Origin of the sequence: Micromonospora nigra, from assembly GCF_900091585.1 — a bacterium.
GTDB lineage: Bacteria > Actinomycetota > Actinomycetes > Mycobacteriales > Micromonosporaceae > Micromonospora > Micromonospora nigra.
Genome location: NZ_FMHT01000003.1, coordinates 5,167,337 through 5,184,507, shown reverse-complemented (window position 1 = coordinate 5,184,507; position 17,171 = coordinate 5,167,337). Strand labels below are relative to the sequence as shown.

The following is a 17,171-nucleotide window of genomic DNA, read 5'->3' as shown; positions in this document are numbered from 1 at the left end:
CGGCCCGGCTCACTCGGCGTGCGCGCCCGCCCCGGCGGAGGCCGCGCCCTCGCCCACCCAGACCGTCTTGGTGTTGCAGAACTCGCGCATGCCGAGCGCGGACAGCTCCCGGCCGTACCCGGAGTTCTTCACCCCGCCGAACGGCAGCTCCGGGTGGGAGGTGGTCATCCCGTTGACGAACACGTTGCCGGCGTCCAGGTCGGTGGCGAACCGCTCCTGCTCGTCGGGGTCGCGGGTCCAGGCGTTGGCCCCCAGGCCGAAGGCGGTGCCGTTGGCCACCTCGACCGCCTCCGCGTAGGACGAGACCCGGTACAGGCCGGCGACCGGCCCGAACACCTCCTCGTCCCACATCCGCATCCGCGGCGTCAGGTCGGTGACCACCGTCGGCGGGTAGAACCAGCCCGCCACGTCGGGCAACTCGCCGCCGCAGAGCACCGTGGCGCCGTGGTCGACGGCGTCGCGCACCTGGGCGTGCACCTCGTCGCGTCCGCTCTCGCTGGCCAGGGGGCCCATGTCGGTGCTCTCGTCCATCGGGTCGCCGACGCGCAGCGCCGCCATGTTCGCGGCGAACCGCTCGGCGAAGGCGTCGAACACGTCGGCGTGCACGATGAACCGCTTGGCGGCGATGCAGGACTGCCCGTTGTTCTGGCAGCGGGCGGTGGTGGCGACCTCGGCGGCGCGGTCCAGGTCGGCCGACGGCATCACCACGAACGGGTCGCTGCCGCCCAACTCCAGGACCGTCTTCTTCAGCTCCCGGCCGGCGATCTGACCGATGGACCGACCCGCGCCCTCGCTGCCGGTCAGCGTGGCGGCGCGTACCCGGCGGTCGCTGAGGATCCGGTCGACGGCGTCGGAGCCGACCAGCAGGGTGGTGAAGGCGCCCTCGGGAAACCCGGCCCGGCGGAACAGGTCCGCCAACAGCAGCGCGGTCTGCGGCACGTTGGAGGCGTGCTTGAGCAGGCCCGTGTTGCCGGCCATCAGGGCCGGGGCGGCGAAGCGCAGCACCTGCCACAGCGGGAAGTTCCACGGCATCACCGCCAGGACGGGGCCGATGGGCTGGTAACGCACGTACGCCCGGGTGGCCCCGACGGCCGCCGCGTCGGCTGGTTCGTCGGCGAGGAACTCGGCCGCCTTCGTCGCGTAGAAGCGGCAGGCGGCGGCGCACTTGGTCACCTCGGCCTTCGCGGCGGTGTACGTCTTGCCCATCTCGGTGGTCACGATCCGGGCGATCTCGTCGCGTTCGGCCTCCATCAGGTCGGCAGCCGTCCGCAGCCACCGCCCGCGCTGGACGATCGTGGTCCCCCGCAACTGCCGGTACGCCAGGTCGGCGCGCTCGATCGCGCGGTCGACCTGCTCGGCCGACATCGCCTCGTACGTCTTGAGGACCCGGCCGGTGGCGGGGTCGGTGGTGGCGATGGGCATGGGCTGACCACTCCTGTCACTCGAAGAGTGAGTGCCGCGTGCCCGGCTCCTCCCGGCGGCGGGCGGCGCGGCGCCGCTGGATGACGACCAGATCGACCACGGCGACGACCGCGAAGACCACGCACAGCGCCCCCAGCCACGCCAGGTCGGCGCGGAAGGCGAGGACGGCGAACAGGACCATGGTCACCAGACCGAAGCTGGCGAGCACGAGCCGGAGGTTCAGCGCGCTGTAGGCGTGGCCGACCGTGCCACGGGCACGCCGGGGCTGCGATCTCATCATTGCCCCGACCTACCCCCGGCGGCGACGACTAACCCTCGGCGACGACCAACCCGCGGCGACGACACCGGCCGGGTCAGCGGCACTGTGACGGAACCGTCGTCGTGGCGTGGGCAACACCGGCCCGTCGCGGACCTGCCCGTCGGGACCCGAACGGGGACCATGGGGGCATGAGCCTGACCAGTACCGCACCGGTGACCGTCGCCGTCGCCCGGCGCACCGACCCCGCCCGCACCGACGAGATGGTGGCCTGGATGCGGGCCGGAACCGCGCTGGCCGAGGCGTTCCCGGGGTTCCTCGGCGCCGGCTGGGTGCGCAGCGCCCCCGGGTCGGGCGAGTGGCACATGCTCTACCGCTTCGCCGACGACGAGACGCTGAGCCGATGGGAGGAGTCGCCGCAGCGGCGCTGGTGGCTGACGTCGGCCCAGGGCATCGTCGAACACACCCGGGTCGAGCGGCGAACCGGGGTGGAGGGCTGGTTCGACCCGCCGCGCCCCGATACCGGTACCGCCGGGCGGGGTGCCGACGGTGCGGCGGTCGTGGCGATCGACGCCACCCCGGCCGGGCCGCCGCCGTCACCGCCGCGCTGGAAGCAGGCGGTGACGATCTGGTTGGCCTTCTTCCCGCTGAGCCTCACCGCGACACTGCTGACCGGCCGGTTCCTGCCGGATCTGCCGACCGCCGCACGGGTGCTGGCCATGACGCTCACGCTGACCCCGTTGATGACCTACCTCGTGCTGCCCCGGCTCACCCGCGCCCTCCAGTGGTGGCTGCACGGGCAGCGGGCACCCTGGCGCCTACCACGCTGAGCGGTTCGGCGGCAGTCGTCTGCCGCATGTCCGACAGCAGGGATCGCCTCTCGCGCACTCCGCGCGTAGAGTCATCGCGCCCTCGCTCTGCGCTCGCCTGACTGGGGACGTCATGCCTCGACGCTGGACCACCGCCGCGATCTGTCTGCTCGCCCTCGTCGCCCTGGCGTGCGAGGGCGGCGGGGAGCCCGCGCCACGACCGACCGGCGGGAAACCCGCCTCCGGCGGCCTCGCCGCCCTCGGCGACTCCATCAGCACCGGCTTCGGCTCGTGCCTGTTCCTCAACTCGTGCGAGCGCAACTCCTGGTCGACCGGGAACGGCCTGCGGGTGAACAGCATCTACCAACGGCTGCTCGACCGGGATCCGGCGTTGCGCGGCGAGGCGCACACCCACGCCCGGCCGGGAGCCCGCGCCGCGGCGTTGGCGGACCAGGCCGAGGCGGCGGTACGCGACCGCGTCGACCACGTGACGGTGCTGGTGGGTGCCAACGACGCCTGCCGGGGCGGCATCGACGCGATGACCCCGGTGGCGAAGTTCCGCGCTGACGTCGACCGGGGCCTGCGGGTGCTGCGGGAGGGCCGCCCGAAGGCACGGGTGCTGGTGGTGAGCATCCCCGACCTGTACCGGCTGTGGGAGGTCGGGCACACCGACTCCCGGGCGGCGCGGGCCTGGCGACGCGGGATCTGTCCCGCCCTGCTCGCCGAGCCCACCTCCGACGCGCCGGCCGACCGGGCCCGCCGGGCGGCCTTCCGCGACCGGGTGGACGCCTACAACCGGCAGCTCGCCGCCGCCTGCCGGGCGTACGGCTCCCGCTGCCGGTACGACGGCGGAGCGGTGCACCGGGTCCGCTTCACCCTCGACCTCGTCAATCGGCTGGACTGGTTCCACCCCAACGCGGCCGGCCAGTCCCGGCTCGCCGAGGTGACCTGGCGGGCGTGGCGGCGGGCCGACTGACCCGCCCACCCCGCCGAGGGTCAGGGCTGGCGCTGCTGCGGGACTCCGTGCTGGCGGTACAGCTCGCGGGAGCGCCGGGCGAGATCCTTGGTCGCCGAGGAGTTGGCCCAGGTGCCGAGGACGATCGCGGCTCCCGGCACGACCTTGGCGAACATCCGTTTGGCCGCCCGCACCCCGGCCATCTGGGCCAGCCGGATGCCCAGGCGGAGCATGACCCGGCCGATGGGGGTCTGCCCGCTGCCGCCGAACAGCGCACCGGCGCGTTCCCGGCCGGCGGCCACGCCCAGCGCGAGCCGCGCGCTCGCCGCCACCTTGTGCACCTTCTGCAGGACCAGCAGGTCGGCGGCGCGGTCGGCGTGCACCGGGTCGACCCCGTACGCGGCGGCGACGTGCAGGACCATCCGCGCCTGGGTCCAGGCGAGCACGCCCACGTCTATCACCGCCCCGGGCAGTCCGGCGGCACCCGAGACGGCACCGGAGAGCCGGGCCCGGTTGACGAACCGGCGTACCGCCTGGTCGGCGAGGTCGTCGGGGGTGACCCCCGGCTGCTCGGCGCGGGCCTGCCCGGCCCACCGGGCGGCCTCCGGCCCGAGCCGGCGCACCGCCTCCAGCGCGAGGTGCTCCGGGGCGTACTGCGGGTCCTCCCGCATCCGGTCCCACAGGGTGGCCGGCGGGGCCTCGGTGGCCTCCCCGGTCGCGCCCGGGGGCACGCCGGGGGGCCGGGGGGCGGGGGTGACGGGCTGGCCGTCGACGGGCGCGGGATCGGTCACGGAAACTCCTGGGAGGTCGCCGGAGGAGCGGGGGTCAGCGCCGCTTCGACAGCTTGGCCTTCAGGCCGCGCAGTTTCTGCTGGTTCGCCGGCTTGGCCAACTCGCGCCGCCCCCGGTCGACCAACTGCTGACCCTTGGGCGAGCGGAGGAAGGTGGTGAGCTTGTGCATCAGTGACATGACGTCCTCCTGTCGGTGGTGCCTCATCCATGTGTACCTCGGCGTGGCAACGCCTGTACCCGGAACGCCCACCCCGCAACCGTCCACTGTGGTCGCCGGGAGACTACCCAACCGACGGGAGGAGGGCGTCGACGACCTCGGTGGCCAGCCCCTCGTGCCGGGCGTAGTGCCCCGGGTACGCCGAGACCTGCACGGCCTGGGCGGCGTCGGTGAGCCGCATCCGCTGCCACCCCGGCACCCTGAGCAGCGCGGTGAGGAACTGACGGGTGGCGAACTCGGGATCCATCAGCCGGCCGACCGGCCCCCAACCGCTGCTGGACCGCTGCTGGAACAGCCCCACCGAGTCGTGGTCCCAGCCGACGCCCTGGTGCGGGTGCCGCTGGGACTCGGGCAGCACGCCGCTGGCCACGTTGTAGAGCGTGCTCTCCTGCATCGCGGTGGCCACCGCGATCACCAGGGCCCGGCGCGGGACACCCATCTCGCGACCGGCCCGCACGATCGCCTCGGCGTTGTCCATCTGCGCCCGGGTCAGGCCGGCCACCGGGGCCGGGCGGGTGGGTTCCGGCCGGGCGGTGACGGTGTCGGGGTCCTCGTCGGTGGCGGAGCGGGCCGGGCTCGCGGAGGCGCGGGCCCTGGCCCGGGAGGCCACCTCCGGTTCGACCCGCCCGGAGGCGTCAGCGGCGGCAGCCGGGGCGGGCGGCGCGGGGTCGGCGACCCGGGGTCGGGTCTGGGCGAGCACGGTCAGGCCGAGGCAGCACGCCACGCCGGCGGCGAGCAGCGCCCTGGCCCGGAACGCGGCCCGCGAGGCGACCTGCTGGCCGGAGGAGTCGAGGTCGTCCGAACGGCCAGCGGGGTCGTCGTGGGGGATCCGGTCGTCGGGGATGCGATCGTCGGGCATCAGCCGAGGCTAGGCAGGCGGAAACCCCGACCACCCCTGGTGATCTCGTGGTCCTGCTCACCCACTGACGGACGAGTCGGTCGACGGCGGGAGCGTCCGGGGCGAACCTCGCGTAACCAGCGGACCTCGCCCCGGTGACGGCCGGGTCGGGGGCAGCCCAGGACAGGACACTCCACCGATCGCCCGTTCGGCGGGTACGCTGGTCATCCTTTCGGACGTGGATCATTCGGCGGCCCTCCGACGGGCGTCCGCAGGAATGCACCAGGATGGCGGATACGTTCCCCGAACCGGGGCCGCCGTCCGCAACACGGTGCCCGTACGCACGACCAGGGAGGTCCGCACCGGTGCTCGACCCACACGAGCTCTACCAACTCACCGACGATCTGCCCGACCTCGGTCAGCCGGTCCTCGTCCAGGCCCTCACCGGCTTCGTCGACGCCGGCAACGCCAGTCGGCTGGCCCGCGAGCAACTGCTCACCTCGCTGGACGCGACGCCGGTCGCCCGCTTCGACATCGACCAGCTCTTCGACTACCGCTCCCGCCGGCCGGTGATGACCTTCGTCGAGGACCACTGGGAGAGCTACGACGCGCCCGAACTCGAGCTGCACCTGCTCCGCGACGACGACGAGACCCCCTTCCTGCTGCTCACCGGCCCCGAGCCGGACCTGCAGTGGGAGCGGTTCGTGGCCGCCGTGGCCGGGCTGTCCCGGCGCCTGGACGTCCGACTCACCGTCGGGCTCAACTCGATCCCGATGGCCGTGCCGCACACCCGGCCCACCGGCGTCACCGCCCACGCCACCCGGCGGGAGCTCATCGCCGGTTACGAGCCCTGGCTGCAACGGGTGCAGGTGCCCGGCAGCGTCGGCCACCTGCTCGAGTACCGCCTGGGCGAACAGGGCCGCGACGCGCTCGGCTTCGCCGCGCACGTGCCGCACTACGTCGCCCAGACCGAGTACCCGGCCGCCGCCGAGGTGCTGCTCGCCTCCGTGTCGCGCAGCACCGGGCTGCTGCTTCCCCGGGACGGGCTGCGCTCGGCCGCCGAGGTGGTCCGGGTGGAGATCGACCGGCAGGTCGCGCAGACCGACGAGGCCGTCTCGCTGGTGCAGGCCCTGGAGGAGCAGTACGACGCCTTCGCGCGCGGCCGGGGCGAGAAGAACCTGCTGGCCACCGAAACCGGACCGCTGCCGACGGCCGACGAGCTGGGCGCGGAACTGGAACGGTTCCTGGCCGAGCAGCCCCGTCCGGGCGACACCCCGGGGAGCTGAACCGGGCGCGGGCGGGCGGCGATGCGGCAGGCTTAGGGTATGCGCCTGGCGACCTGGAACGTGAACTCGGTGAAGGCCCGCCTGCCCCGTCTGCTCGACTGGCTGGCGGGCACCGGCCCCGACGTGGTGTGCCTCCAGGAGACCAAGTGCCCCGACGGCGCCTTTCCCGTGGCCGAGGTGGGCGAGCTGGGCTACACGGTGGCCAGCCACAGCGACGGCCGGTGGAACGGCGTGGCCGTCCTGTCGCGGGTCGGCCTCGCCGACGTGGCGGTCGGCTTTCCCGGCGAGCCGGGCTTCCCCGAACCGGAGGCCCGGGCGATCTCCGCGACCTGCGACGGGTTACGGGTCTGGTCGGTGTACGTGCCCAACGGCCGCGCTCCCGCCGACCCGCACTACGCCTACAAGCTGGCCTGGCTGGCCGCGCTCCGCGACGCCCTCGACACGGAGTTGGCCGGCGGGCTGCCGCTGGCCGTGTGCGGCGACTTCAACGTCGCCCCGACCGACGCCGACGTGTGGGACCCGGCGCTGTTCACGCACTCCACCCACGTCACCCCGGCCGAGCGGACGGCCCTGGCGGCACTGCGCGATCTCGGCCTCACCGACGTGGTGCCGACCCCGATGAAGGGCCCGCACCCCTACACCTACTGGGACTACCGGGCCGGCATGTTCCACCAGAACAAGGGCATGCGCATCGACCTGGTGTACGCCTCGGCCCGGTTCGCCCGGACGGTGCGGTCCGCGTACGTCGACCGTGAGGCACGCAAGGGCAAGGGCCCAAGTGACCATGCCCCGATCGTGGTCGACGCCGATCTGGTCCCCGTGGTCGAGTCGTTCTGACCCGCGCCGAGGCCCCCTCGTCGTAGGCGTCACCCTCGGTGTGGAGCATCATCACCCGCAAACCGTCATAGGAGGCTAGCCTCTTTGTGGCCGCCGGTCGGTTAGGGTGAAGACATGGCAGTCGTGAAGATCAACGCGATCGACGTCCCGCCCGGTGCCGGCGAGGAGCTGGAGAGACGTTTCGCGGCCCGGGCCGGCGGGGTGGAGAACTCTCCCGGCTTCCTCGGCTTCGAACTGCTCCGCCCGGTCGCCGGAAAGAACCAGTACTTCGTCTACACCCGCTGGGAGACCGAAAGCTCCCGCCCGCGTGGCTATAGTCCTAGGCATGTCCCCCTTTCACCAGTACCGGGCGGGTGGGTACGGCCGGCAGTCCAAAGCCCGCGCGAACCGCAGCGAAGTGTCTACCGCCTCCCAGCACGAGGCCGCACGGGCACGGTCCGACCAGATGGGCGCGACGTGGGTAGGTTGGTATGAAGACCTAGGGATCAGCGCGTTTAGCGGGGTTGAGCGACCCGACTTCGACCGCCTGATTGCTGATTGCCACGCCGGGCGGATCAACCTGATCATCGTCTACTACATTTCGCGGCTTTCCCGCCTCGACCCGCTCGACGCGATCCCGGTCGTGACCGACCTCCTCAACCGTGGCGTGACCATCGTCAGCGTGACCGAGGGGGAGTTCCGGCGCGGCGACATCATGGACCTTATCCACATGATCATGCGCCTTGACCAGGCACACGGCGAGTCGAAAACCAAGAGCGTTCACGTGCGCGGCGCGAAGGCACTTGCGCGCGAGCTGGGCGGGTACGTCAGCGGGAAGCCCCCGTACGGCTTCGCGCTGCGGCCCGAGGTCCGGGCCGCCGCCGACGGCAGGCCGATCGCCGTACAGCTACTTGACCCGCACCCCGCAGAGGCCGAGGTCGTCCGGCGCATGTTCGCCCGGATGCTCGACCCCGACGACCCCGCCAACATTAACCGCCTCGTCGCCGAGTTGAACAACGACCAGGTACCGACTCGCGGCGCGACCGTCGGCAAGATGCACGCCAACAGCGTGTGGAGGCCCCGCACGGTCGACCGGATCCTTCGTGACCCCCGGGTCGCCGGTTATGGGGCCGAGATCGTCTACGTCCCGCGCCCGGACGGCAGTCCGAGCAAACGCATTGACCACTACCGGATCACGCGCGACGCCGACGGCATCCCGGTCACCGCGCATCCCGCGATCGTCGCCCCTGTGCAGTGGTTCGAGGTTCAGGCACGCCTCGGCCGCCGGCCCACCCCGGCCGCCCCCGCCCCGTCTCTGCTCTCGGGGCTGGGCGCGCTGGCGTGCGAGTGTGGGTCGCCGATGCGATCCCACCGAAACGAAAAGCTTGCTTACTATTCCGTCTACGTCTGCTCTCGCGTTCACGGGCTGAAGCTCCCCGGGCAGCACGCGGGCGGGTGCACGATCTCACAACGTGCGTTGGACGACTACGTGGCACGGCGCATCTTCGCGCTGATCGCCACCGCCGAGGACGACCCGGACACCCTCGACGTAATCGCCGAGGCAACCCGCCGGTTCGGCGTCGCCAGCGCAGACCCGGCGGCGGTCGCGGCGCGCGGGACCATGTCGGGCGAGCTGGACGAGGCCCGGCGGGCGCTCGACGAGTTGTACGACGACCGGGCGGCGGGCGCGTACGCGGGCACCATCGGGCAGGCCCGATTCCGCACCTCGGCGGCGGCCCTGAACGGCCGTATCGAGGCCCTGACGGCGCAGCTCGACGCCCTCGACGCCGCAGCGTCGCCAACCCTGCCCATTGAGCAGTGGCTTGCCGAGCCTGGGGAAGACCCGATCGGGCCCGGGTCGTGGTGGGACCGGACGGCGCTCCCCGAGCGGCGGGCGTTCGTGGCGCTCTTCGTCGCCCGGGTCGAGGTGCGGAAGGCCCCGGCCCGGGGGCACCGCGCGCCGGTCGACACGCGGGTCTCGCTCACCTGGGCGGGGGTCGACGCCGACGGCTGACCGTGTAAACTCGGCCTCCGCACCGCCCGACAGCGCCCCCGGTTCCGATCCCGGGGGCGTCTGGGTTCACGGGGCGTGACGCCGGGGTGACGCGCGGTGCGCAAGAGCGACGCGGGAGTGACGGAGTGCTCCCAGTTGCTACACTCCCCTATTTACTACTACTGTGCTTCTTCTTCTTCCTAGAACGGAAATAAGCGAGTGTAGCAACTGGGGTCACTTCGTCACTCCCGAATAACCCTGCCGCTCCCGGGGTAACGGCCACGTTAAACACCCCCGCAAGGGAGGCACGAAATGCGCACCGCAGCCCTGGCCCTAACCCTGGCCCTCGCGCCGACCCCGACCCCCGCGGACGGCGGTCTCCTAGGCCGTGTCGTCGAGGACGTGACCGACACCGCAGACGACCTCCTCGGTACGGGCCCCGCCCCCGCCCCGTCAACGACGCCGACGACCGCCCCGCCGCGCACCGCGCCCTCGCCCGGCGCTACGCCGCCCGCGGTCCCCACGCCCGAGCCCCCACGCGCCCCCGCTAGAAACTCGCCTGACGGCCTGGCAGAGCCGACCCCCACCCGAGGTACCCCCGAGCCCTCTGCGCCGGTCCTAGACGCAACCCCTGCCACCGCGCGGCCCGCTGTCGCCGCGCCCTCCCCGCCGATCGGCACCCGCGAGCGCGAGCGGGTCGTCTACGTGGTCGGTCTCGCCGCGCTGGTGCTGCCCGTGGTCTGGGTCGTCCGTCGCCAGCGCAAGCCGCGCCCTGCCGCCGCGCCGTTGTCCGCCGAGGAGTACGCCGCCGCGTACGAGCTGGGCCGTGAGGACGAACGCGCACGCGCCGCCCAGGCCGACCGGTCCGCCGCCCGTGTGCTGCCGTTCGAACGCCGGAAGCCCCCGACCGGGTAGACGGCCGAGGGCTTCCGGTGGCGTGCGGGTCAGCCGGTCGGGCCGCCCGTCTTCGCCATGCTGACGAAGCCTGCCCAGGCCGCCGGCCCGAAGGCCAGCGTCCCGCCGTCACGGTCCTTCGTGTCGCGGACGAGGACGACACCCGCGAGGTTGTCGGCGACCTCGACACAGGCCCCGCCGTTGCTGCCGCTCTTGCTGCTCTTACGCCACTTCGCGCCGGTCATGTCCATGATGCTGCCACTTTCCTGACGAGGTCTAGGGACGGTGCCCAGGGTAGGGCCTCCCCTACTATGCGCGCCCAGCGGTCCTCAAGCGTAGTTATTTCGGTCGCGTCGTCGGTGATGCTCGCCCGGACCTGGCTGTCTTGGTGCGCCACCCGCGTGCCGTCGGGCATCTCGGCGAGGATGAACGGGCCGCCCATCCCGAGGTACATCGGCGTGTCACCTGGCACGACGTGCACCCGCACGCCTGGCAGTTCGGCGCACGCGGCGATGTGCTCGCACTGCTCGCGCATGACCGCCCCGTCGCGGCCGACGCGCCGCCGTAGGGCCGCTTCGTCGAGGACGACGACGACCAGCGGGGGCCGCGTCCGGTGCAGGATCGCTTGCCGCTGCACCCGCGCCGAGACCAACTCGTCGACCTCCTCTTCCCCTAGGTTCGTCATGGCGAGCGTTGCCCGCGCGTATGCCTCGGTCTGGAAGAGGCCGGGGACCCACGCGAGTTCGAACCACCGCAGGGCCGCCGCCTCGCGCTCGACCTCGGCCCATGCCCGGAACCATGCCGGCTCACGCCGCTTCAGTACGTCCGGCCAAAGGTCCCCTACGTCCCGCCCGAGGAGTGCGGCGACCTGGGAACGGTGGCGGGGGCGTGGTACGCGTCCGGGGTTCACCCAACGCTGCGCCGTCTTCGGATCTACGCCGACCTGACCTGCAAGACTGTCGGCAGTTTCTCCCGCTTCCGCCATCGCCGCGACGAGTCCGTGATTCACAACGCCTCCTGTGTGGACGTCCGGAACGTCCCACGACCGTAACAAACGCTGTGTATCGGTCCCAACACCTTCGGCAGTGTGGGTTTCGTCGCCACGACGGAAGGGGAACACCGTGCCGGACAAGCCGAAGCCCGCAACGCCACCACCGCCGCCCCCGCCCCCGCCCCCGCCGCCGGCCCGGCCGGTGGTGCCCGGCCCGATCGGTCCGTTCATTCCGCCGTTCCGGGGCCCGGGTCGCGCCAACGCCGTTCCGGCGTCGCGGTGGTCATCACGCCGCAACGTGGGGCCGGTCCGGTGACCGCGCCCCGCCCCGGCCCGACCCGCCGACAGACGATCGCCCCCGGCGTGTACCGGCTGACCCGGTCGGCGTCCCCGCAGTTCGTCGTCCCGATCACGGTGCGGATCTTCAAGCAACTCCTCGACCGGTTCCCGCCGTGGGGCTGGGAGTGGGTGGAGTGTTACCAACTCGACCACTGGGGCGTGGCGACCGCACGGCGGACGTTGTTCGTGCGTACGGCGGGGTTGGAGGCGATTCCGGATCCCGCCGTCCGCCGGACGGCCCCCGTACGGCGTGCGCCGGTCCGGCGTGGTCCCGTGGTGGCGGACGCATGACCTACTACCGGCGTCGGCGGCGTGGCGTTGCCGAGCACAACCCCGTCCGTCCGTCGTGGCGCTGCCGGGCGTGCGGGCGGTTCTGGCCGTGCGCGGTGGCGAAGTTGTTGTTTCTCGCCGCGTACCGCGACCGGCGGGCGGCGCTGCTCGACCTGCTGAAGGATTTGCAGGCGCAGGCGGCCGAGGACATGGCCGAGCAGGACGGGAACCTGAAGCCCCCTGACCTCGACGACCGTTTCACGAACTGGGCCCGCGCCCGATGAGCTACCGCCCCCGGACCGGCAACCGGGGGCGGTTCCATTTTTGGGGTGAACACCTGGCGCACTGCTGGCCCACTCCCCTTGTGTCCAACCGAGACACGAGGCCCGAGGAGGCCAGAGTGACGCAGGAAATCAAGGTCAACGTCTTCGACCGCGCCAGCGACACCACCCGAGAGATGCGGGTCGAGCCGAGCTGGCGGGACGGGGGCGAGGGTCACACGTTCTTCGGTATCGACTCGAAGAGCGTCTACATCGACCTCGCCCCGGCGGCGGTCCGTGAGCTGGGCGCGTGGCTGGTGGAGCGGTACGGGCTGGCCGGGTGGTCGCCGAAGCGGGGTGACCGGGTGCGGATCGCGTCCGGGGCCGTGGACGCGTTCGGCGACACGCCGGCCCTGTACGGCGCAACGCTGGGCGAGGTCACCGCGGGTGTCGACTCGGACGGCGACGTACAGGTGAAGTTCCTCGACGGGGCGCACCCGGGCGTGGAGCGGTACATGCTGCCGAAGTTCCTCACGCTCGACGTGAAGGACGCGGCCCCGGCTCCCGCCCCCGCGCCGGTCTTCGCCGCGGGCACGCCGGTCGTGATCGTCACGGACGACGCCCGCGGCTGGGCGGGCACGCCGGCCCGGCTGGCGAAGGGTACCCCGGCGGTCGTGGTCGAGCTGTCCGACGACGACGCGACCCGCGGCTACGTCATTCACGCGATGCGTGACGGCGCGCTCGTGCGGGCGCACGTCCGCCCGTCGGACGTGGCGCTGACGTTGCCGGCCGAGACCGCGACGCCGTCCGCCCCGGCCGCGCTGAAGGTGGGTGACGTCGTCGAGCTGAAGCCGGGGGCGGAGACCGAGCACGGGGGCGGCGTGTACTTCAAGCCGGACGTGACCCGGGTCAAGGTCGAGGAGGTTCCCAGCTACCCGGGTGGCAACTTCATCGTCAGCAACGTCAACGGGTCCGGCACCGAGTTCAACCCCGGTACCGGTAAGCGCCAGTACGTCAGCCGCGAGTTCCTGGGCGACCCGATCCCGGCCGCCGAGCGGCCCTGGGCGGTGGGTGACGAGGCGATCGTGACGGAGGGCGGGGTGTACGCCGATGGTTTCCGCACGGGCGAGCGTGTCCGGCTGACCTACATCAGCGAGCGCGTGGACCCGCGCGACGGTTCCCGTCAGGTGCGCGCGGCGTCCGCCACGCGGCCCGACGCGGGGTGGTACACCCGTACCTCCGTGCTGCGCCGCCCGTAACCCCTCACTGAGAAAGCCCGTCCCCGCCCGGGGGCGGGCTTTTTCTTTGCCCGCGCGGTGAACACCTCGGCCTGCGCTGGCCCACTCCCCTTGTGTCCACGCAAGACACAACCCGAGGAGGGGCCTTGACTCAGGTCTTCGACCACGCCGACAGCTGCGGCGACCGGCTGGTGATACAGCGCCCGGCGGGGCGCGCTCTTTTCGCACTCGTGCGTCCGCGCTTCGGCGCGAGTTCCGTCGGCGTGCACCTCACCCCCGCCGACGTCGACCGCCTGCGCGACGCGCTGGCCCCGCACGGCGCTCGCCGCGCTGCGTCGGCGGCGGTCGCGGACGGCTCGGCGGTGCTCGACTACGTCGACCCCGACGACGACACCCTGACCGTTTACACGCGGACCAACCCCGGCGAGCCGCTACAACTGGTGATCAACGCCGACGAGGACAACGCGCCCGCCGTCAACCTGACCCCGGATGGCGTGACCCGGCTGCGGGCGGCGCTGAAGGCGTTCGACCCGGCCGAGGCGGACCCGGTCCCGGCGGCGGACCCGGGACGGCTGTACACGCTCCCGGCCGTGACGACCGTCGGCCAGTTCGACCCGGCGCGGGTCGCGGCGCTCGACAAGGCCCGGGAGTACGTCAAGCCGGGCAGCGACACGTACGACCTCGTCCGCGTCGCCGAGTTCCTGGCCGGGACCGAGTCGTGAAGCGCCTCCTCCCCTACGCCGTCGGCGGTGCGCTCCTGGGCACCGTCGGCGGGCTGGCCTTCGGGCTGGGCAACTGGGCCGCCGCGTGGCTGGTGTGGTTCGCGTGCTTCGCGGTCGTCGAGCTGGCGGCACTGTTCAACTCGCGCGACGGGGACACGCTCAGCGAACACGTGTGGCTGTGGTTCGGCACCGCCCGGCGTAAGCCCGGCGAGCCTGAGCGTGTGGTCACGGGGTGGGTTCGGCTGCGGCGGTTCGTGTTGCTGGCCTTCGTGGGCTGGCTGAGTGTGCACTTTCTGACTGGGGGGTTGTTCTGATGGCGACTTTCGAGGACTACCGGGGTGTCGATCGCTTCGCGGCACACAACTTCGACGACGACGGAGACCTCTCGATCTTCGGGCACGGCTTCCCGCGCGCGGAGGTCGTGAAGCTCCGTGACCACCTGACCGCCGTTCTCGGCGACGAGCCGAAGCCGGCCCCGAACCCCGCGCGGACGCTGGTCGAGGTCGGCCGGGAGTACCGGCTGTTGCCGGACTCGCGGTACCGCGACGGGGGTCGGACCACGGTCGCGAGCGAGGGCACGACCCGCGTCCGGGTGGCCGCCCCGCTGGACGACGACGGCGACGCGCCGGTCACTCCGCTCGACGGACGGCACGGCGGTAACCCGCTGATCACACGCTACGTCGACCCGAAGTACCTCGTTCCGATCGACGACCCGCAGCCGACCCCGGCGGCGGTCGACGTCGCCCAGGCGGCGCGGGAGGTGGCCGACTACTACGGCGTAAGTGGGTCGTTCGTGGACGGGGAGATCAGCGGGGCGTTCCGGCGCTTCGTCGACAAGCTCGAAGGCCGCGCCTAGTGATCCCCGACGCCCTCGCCGCTCTCGGCGGTGTGGCCCTGGCCTTCACCGTGCTGTACGCCGCCGCTCGCTATGTCGGTCTCGGGAAGTGCGTCCCCTGCAGTCGTTCGCTCCCGCCCTGGTCTGCCGTCTGTTCGTCCTGCCTGAAGGAGACCCCGTGACCATGACCCCCGAAGAGGCTCTTGCCAAGGGCCGCGAGTTCGCCGTTTCGTTCGGCAACCACGCCCCCGCCGACGACATGGCGCGGGTCGCGCTCGACACGGCGGCGTGGATGTTGGAGAACGCCGACCCGCAGCCGGCCGAGGACACCCGCGACCCCGGTCCGCTGGGCCCGAAGCGGGAGGTCGCCTGCGCGGACACCCCGACGGACAAGGCGACCGTTCAGGGCGGCGTTTCTGCCGTGCACGGCCCGTCGGTCCGGCTTTCCGTCGCCAGCGGCACGACCGGCGGCGGCCTGGTGATCCTGACGACCGCCGACGCCCGGCGGTTCGCGGCCGGCATCCTCGACGCCGCGGACGAGGCGGACGGCGGGAACGGACCGCTGCTGTTCGGCCTCGCTGACCTTCCGTCGCCCGCCTGACCCCTAGGAGACGCTGTGAAAAACTTCGTTGCTGGTGCCCTCGCCGCGCTGGCCTGGGCGGCGGTGCTCGGCTGGCTGTTCATGCTGACCGTCGGTGTGATCCGCAGCGAGTGGTTGCCCGACCTGCCGACCATCGGCTACGGCCCCGCGGTTCTCGTCGTGGGCCTCGTGTCCGGCGTTGTCGGCATGATGCGCGGCACGCCGTCCGTACCGTCCGACTGACCCAACCCCCCTACCGAGGGCCCGCCCGGCTGCGCGCTGGGCGGGCCCTCTCGTCGTGAAAGGCACTCCCATGTCGGACCCCCTCTCCGACCTCGCGCGCTCGCTGGCCGAGCGCCACGGCGTCGACCCGGACGAGTTCGCGGCCCGTGTCCGCCGACAGCGCGACCTACGAAAGGCCCGTGCGGCGCGGCCGTTCAAGCGCTGCCCGGCGTGCGAGGTCGAGTTGCCGGCGCGTGCGTTCGCCGAGGACGCCGCAGCCGGCGATGGGCTGAGGCGCACGTGCCGCGGCTGCGACAGCGCCCGTGCTCGCCGCAGCCGCGCGTCTCCGGGTCCCGGCCCACTACCTATGTAGAGGGGGAGATCAGTCTCCCCACCTCGACCGCACGCACCCCGCTTTCCGACGACCTGCGCGCCCCTGGGGGCAGGCTCGGAGGCGGGGTTGCTGTGCTTCTAAACCACGCCCCCGGCGTGCGCCCTGCCCTGTGGCTTCAGCCCGGGGAGGTGGATGCGCACCCGGGGGTGTCTCTTTCTACCTGGGGGGTCGCTTTGGCCTGGGAGGGGTCAGACCGAAGGGCCCGCCTTCCGCATGACTGGGCCCTGCGCAGAGTGCGGGTACTACGGCGTGACGGCTACCGCTGTAGGCAGCGCTTCAGCACAGGCGCTCTGTGTGGTGAGCCTGCGTCGCAGGTGGACCACATACAGCGTGGCGATGACCACGACCTGAGCAACCTACAAGCGCTGTGCGCGCATTGCCACGCACGCAAGACCGCAGGCGAGGCCGCCCAGGCGCGACAGCCGCGACCGAAACGAGCGCGCAAGCCCGAGCGTCATCCTGGCTCACTCTGAGTGTTGTAACGCTGCGTAACCCCTGGGGGGGGGGGGTGGCCCCCGCCCGGATCCCCTGCTCACCGAAGCGGCATAGCGCCTCGGGCTGCGTACGGGCATAGAGGTCGTGACTGGGCGTAGCCAATTCACGCAGCGTCACGCTTACTTTGAGGAGTATCAATGTCCGGCTTGACCTCCGTCGAGATCGCCCGCGTCTGTCACGAAGCGAACCGCGCTCTTCAGGTACTCGAAGGTGACCCGGCCCCGTCGCCCGCGTGGGACGACGCGCCGCACTGGCAGCGCGCCTCGGCGGTCGACGGTGTCCGTCAGGCCCAGGCCGGCGCGACCCCCGCGCAGCTTCACGAGGCGTGGTGCGAGTTCAAGCGCGCCGAGGGCTGGACGTTTGGCCCCGTGAAGGACGCCGACGCGCGCACTCACCCGTGCCTGATCCCGTACGCCGACCTTCCGCAGAGCCAGCGCGAGAAGGACGCCGTCTTCGCCGCGATCGTCGCCGCCCTGAGCTGACCCGGACGCCTCGCTCTGACCACGGGGAAACCGCACGGCCGAAAGCGCCAGCGGGAGAAACGGCCG

At 72.4% G+C, this 17,171-nt stretch carries 23 protein-coding genes and 1 pseudogene; 17 read left to right on the top strand and 7 right to left on the bottom strand.

The window, feature by feature from the left end; translation table 11 throughout:
• Positions 1-9: 9 nt before the first annotated feature.
• Both GA0070616_RS22785 and GA0070616_RS22780 read right to left on the bottom strand, forming a co-directional pair.
• The gene (locus tag GA0070616_RS22785; RefSeq protein ID WP_091086952.1) at positions 10-1,422 is read right to left on the bottom strand and encodes an NADP-dependent succinic semialdehyde dehydrogenase; all 1,413 of its coding nucleotides are present in this window, start codon (positions 1,420-1,422) and stop codon (positions 10-12) included.
• A gap of 16 nt (positions 1,423-1,438) precedes the next feature.
• A complete protein-coding gene (locus GA0070616_RS22780; RefSeq protein WP_091086948.1) occupies positions 1,439-1,702 on the bottom strand; it encodes a DUF6343 family protein in 264 nt (87 codons plus the stop codon).
• Positions 1,703-1,869: 167 nt separating this feature from the next.
• On the opposite strand from GA0070616_RS22780, the gene GA0070616_RS22775 reads away from it, so the two are divergent.
• Together GA0070616_RS22775 and GA0070616_RS22770 are read left to right on the top strand one after the other, a co-directional pair.
• Entirely contained in the window at positions 1,870-2,508 is a 639-nt protein-coding gene (locus GA0070616_RS22775; protein WP_091086944.1) for an antibiotic biosynthesis monooxygenase, read from the top strand.
• 112 nt (positions 2,509-2,620) lie between these two features.
• The gene (locus GA0070616_RS22770) at positions 2,621-3,463 is read left to right on the top strand and encodes a GDSL-type esterase/lipase family protein (protein ID WP_091086939.1); all 843 of its coding nucleotides are present in this window, start codon (positions 2,621-2,623) and stop codon (positions 3,461-3,463) included.
• 20 nt (positions 3,464-3,483) lie between these two features.
• Here the strand turns inward: GA0070616_RS22770 and GA0070616_RS22765 are convergent, their stop codons facing one another.
• The 3 genes from GA0070616_RS22765 to GA0070616_RS22760 all read right to left on the bottom strand — a co-directional run bounded on the left by GA0070616_RS22765 (position 3,484) and on the right by GA0070616_RS22760 (position 5,312).
• Positions 3,484-4,233, bottom strand: a complete 750-nt coding sequence (locus tag GA0070616_RS22765; protein WP_091086936.1) for an EcsC family protein — start codon at positions 4,231-4,233, stop codon at positions 3,484-3,486.
• Positions 4,234-4,267: 34 nt separating this feature from the next.
• A complete protein-coding gene (locus GA0070616_RS28350; protein WP_175440184.1) occupies positions 4,268-4,411 on the bottom strand; it encodes a hypothetical protein in 144 nt (47 codons plus the stop codon).
• Positions 4,412-4,514: 103 nt separating this feature from the next.
• Entirely contained in the window at positions 4,515-5,312 is a 798-nt protein-coding gene (locus GA0070616_RS22760; protein WP_425413008.1) for a peptidase M23, read from the bottom strand.
• Between the two features lie 341 nt (positions 5,313-5,653).
• Between GA0070616_RS22760 and GA0070616_RS22755 the strand changes: the two genes are divergently transcribed.
• The 5 genes and pseudogenes from GA0070616_RS22755 to GA0070616_RS22735 all read left to right on the top strand — a co-directional run bounded on the left by GA0070616_RS22755 (position 5,654) and on the right by GA0070616_RS22735 (position 10,298).
• On the top strand, positions 5,654-6,574 hold the full coding sequence (locus GA0070616_RS22755; protein WP_091086931.1) for a proteasome assembly chaperone family protein: 921 nt from the start codon (positions 5,654-5,656) through the stop codon (positions 6,572-6,574).
• 39 nt (positions 6,575-6,613) lie between these two features.
• Positions 6,614-7,411: an exodeoxyribonuclease III gene (locus tag GA0070616_RS22750; protein ID WP_091086927.1), complete on the top strand. Its 798-nt coding sequence runs from the start codon at positions 6,614-6,616 to the stop codon at positions 7,409-7,411.
• A 114-nt stretch (positions 7,412-7,525) separates the two neighbouring features.
• Positions 7,526-7,696 (top strand): annotated as a pseudogene (locus GA0070616_RS28960) (antibiotic biosynthesis monooxygenase family protein); the annotation flags it as partial.
• Positions 7,697-7,736: 40 nt separating this feature from the next.
• Positions 7,737-9,404 (top strand): recombinase family protein, encoded by a 1,668-nt coding sequence (locus GA0070616_RS22740; protein WP_091086923.1) that lies wholly within the window; start codon positions 7,737-7,739, stop codon positions 9,402-9,404.
• Between the two features lie 684 nt (positions 9,405-10,088).
• Positions 10,089-10,298 carry a hypothetical protein gene (locus GA0070616_RS22735; protein ID WP_091086920.1) on the top strand — a complete coding sequence of 70 codons (210 nt, stop codon included), beginning with the start codon at positions 10,089-10,091 and terminating at the stop codon, positions 10,296-10,298.
• A gap of 29 nt (positions 10,299-10,327) precedes the next feature.
• Here the strand turns inward: GA0070616_RS22735 and GA0070616_RS22730 are convergent, their stop codons facing one another.
• Both GA0070616_RS22730 and GA0070616_RS22725 read right to left on the bottom strand, forming a co-directional pair.
• Positions 10,328-10,528 carry a DUF397 domain-containing protein gene (locus GA0070616_RS22730; protein ID WP_091086918.1) on the bottom strand — a complete coding sequence of 67 codons (201 nt, stop codon included), beginning with the start codon at positions 10,526-10,528 and terminating at the stop codon, positions 10,328-10,330.
• Positions 10,519-11,286, bottom strand: coding sequence for a DUF5753 domain-containing protein (locus tag GA0070616_RS22725; RefSeq protein ID WP_091086914.1), 768 nt, complete (start codon positions 11,284-11,286; stop codon positions 10,519-10,521). The genes GA0070616_RS22730 and GA0070616_RS22725 overlap by 10 nt, the downstream gene beginning before the upstream one ends.
• 294 nt (positions 11,287-11,580) lie before the next feature.
• On the opposite strand from GA0070616_RS22725, the gene GA0070616_RS22720 reads away from it, so the two are divergent.
• From GA0070616_RS22720 to GA0070616_RS22675, 10 genes are all read left to right on the top strand, one after another.
• Positions 11,581-11,898: a hypothetical protein gene (locus GA0070616_RS22720; RefSeq protein ID WP_245712860.1), complete on the top strand. Its 318-nt coding sequence runs from the start codon at positions 11,581-11,583 to the stop codon at positions 11,896-11,898.
• The gene (locus GA0070616_RS22715; RefSeq protein ID WP_091086909.1) at positions 11,895-12,161 is read left to right on the top strand and encodes a hypothetical protein; all 267 of its coding nucleotides are present in this window, start codon (positions 11,895-11,897) and stop codon (positions 12,159-12,161) included. The genes GA0070616_RS22720 and GA0070616_RS22715 overlap by 4 nt, the downstream gene beginning before the upstream one ends.
• A gap of 116 nt (positions 12,162-12,277) precedes the next feature.
• Complete coding sequence (locus GA0070616_RS22710; protein ID WP_091086905.1) at positions 12,278-13,396, top strand: hypothetical protein; 1,119 nt, start codon at positions 12,278-12,280, stop codon at positions 13,394-13,396.
• Between the two features lie 125 nt (positions 13,397-13,521).
• Positions 13,522-14,097 carry a hypothetical protein gene (locus GA0070616_RS22705; RefSeq protein ID WP_091086901.1) on the top strand — a complete coding sequence of 192 codons (576 nt, stop codon included), beginning with the start codon at positions 13,522-13,524 and terminating at the stop codon, positions 14,095-14,097.
• A complete protein-coding gene (locus GA0070616_RS22700) occupies positions 14,094-14,411 on the top strand; it encodes a hypothetical protein (RefSeq protein WP_091086898.1) in 318 nt (105 codons plus the stop codon). Before GA0070616_RS22705 ends, GA0070616_RS22700 begins: the two co-directional genes overlap by 4 nt.
• Positions 14,411-14,953, top strand: a complete 543-nt coding sequence (locus tag GA0070616_RS22695) for a hypothetical protein (RefSeq protein WP_091086895.1) — start codon at positions 14,411-14,413, stop codon at positions 14,951-14,953. Before GA0070616_RS22700 ends, GA0070616_RS22695 begins: the two co-directional genes overlap by 1 nt.
• A gap of 157 nt (positions 14,954-15,110) precedes the next feature.
• The gene (locus GA0070616_RS22690) at positions 15,111-15,533 is read left to right on the top strand and encodes a hypothetical protein (protein ID WP_139128979.1); all 423 of its coding nucleotides are present in this window, start codon (positions 15,111-15,113) and stop codon (positions 15,531-15,533) included.
• Between the two features lie 15 nt (positions 15,534-15,548).
• On the top strand, positions 15,549-15,755 hold the full coding sequence (locus GA0070616_RS22685) for a hypothetical protein (protein ID WP_091086889.1): 207 nt from the start codon (positions 15,549-15,551) through the stop codon (positions 15,753-15,755).
• Between the two features lie 210 nt (positions 15,756-15,965).
• Positions 15,966-16,601 carry an HNH endonuclease gene (locus GA0070616_RS29500; RefSeq protein WP_425412966.1) on the top strand — a complete coding sequence of 212 codons (636 nt, stop codon included), beginning with the start codon at positions 15,966-15,968 and terminating at the stop codon, positions 16,599-16,601.
• A gap of 159 nt (positions 16,602-16,760) precedes the next feature.
• Positions 16,761-17,105, top strand: a complete 345-nt coding sequence (locus GA0070616_RS22675) for a RyR domain-containing protein (protein ID WP_217628225.1) — start codon at positions 16,761-16,763, stop codon at positions 17,103-17,105.
• Positions 17,106-17,171 lie beyond the last annotated feature (66 nt).

Bases quoted from the DNA above. Each gene is read 5' to 3' on its own strand.
- GA0070616_RS22675 (WP_217628225.1), top strand. From the start codon at position 16,761: ATGTCCGGCTTGACCTCCGTCGAGATCGCCCGCGTCTGTCACGAAGCG.
- GA0070616_RS22740 (WP_091086923.1), top strand. From the start codon at position 7,737: ATGTCCCCCTTTCACCAGTACCGGGCGGGTGGGTACGGCCGGCAGTCC.
- GA0070616_RS28350 (WP_175440184.1), bottom strand. From the start codon at position 4,411: ATGTCACTGATGCACAAGCTCACCACCTTCCTCCGCTCGCCCAAGGGT.
- GA0070616_RS22730 (WP_091086918.1), bottom strand. From the start codon at position 10,528: ATGGACATGACCGGCGCGAAGTGGCGTAAGAGCAGCAAGAGCGGCAGC.
- GA0070616_RS22750 (WP_091086927.1), top strand. From the start codon at position 6,614: ATGCGCCTGGCGACCTGGAACGTGAACTCGGTGAAGGCCCGCCTGCCC.
- GA0070616_RS22770 (WP_091086939.1), top strand. From the start codon at position 2,621: ATGCCTCGACGCTGGACCACCGCCGCGATCTGTCTGCTCGCCCTCGTC.
- GA0070616_RS22780 (WP_091086948.1), bottom strand. From the start codon at position 1,702: ATGATGAGATCGCAGCCCCGGCGTGCCCGTGGCACGGTCGGCCACGCC.
- GA0070616_RS22695 (WP_091086895.1), top strand. From the start codon at position 14,411: ATGGCGACTTTCGAGGACTACCGGGGTGTCGATCGCTTCGCGGCACAC.
- GA0070616_RS22715 (WP_091086909.1), top strand. From the start codon at position 11,895: ATGACCTACTACCGGCGTCGGCGGCGTGGCGTTGCCGAGCACAACCCC.
- GA0070616_RS22785 (WP_091086952.1), bottom strand. From the start codon at position 1,422: ATGCCCATCGCCACCACCGACCCCGCCACCGGCCGGGTCCTCAAGACG.
- GA0070616_RS22775 (WP_091086944.1), top strand. From the start codon at position 1,870: ATGAGCCTGACCAGTACCGCACCGGTGACCGTCGCCGTCGCCCGGCGC.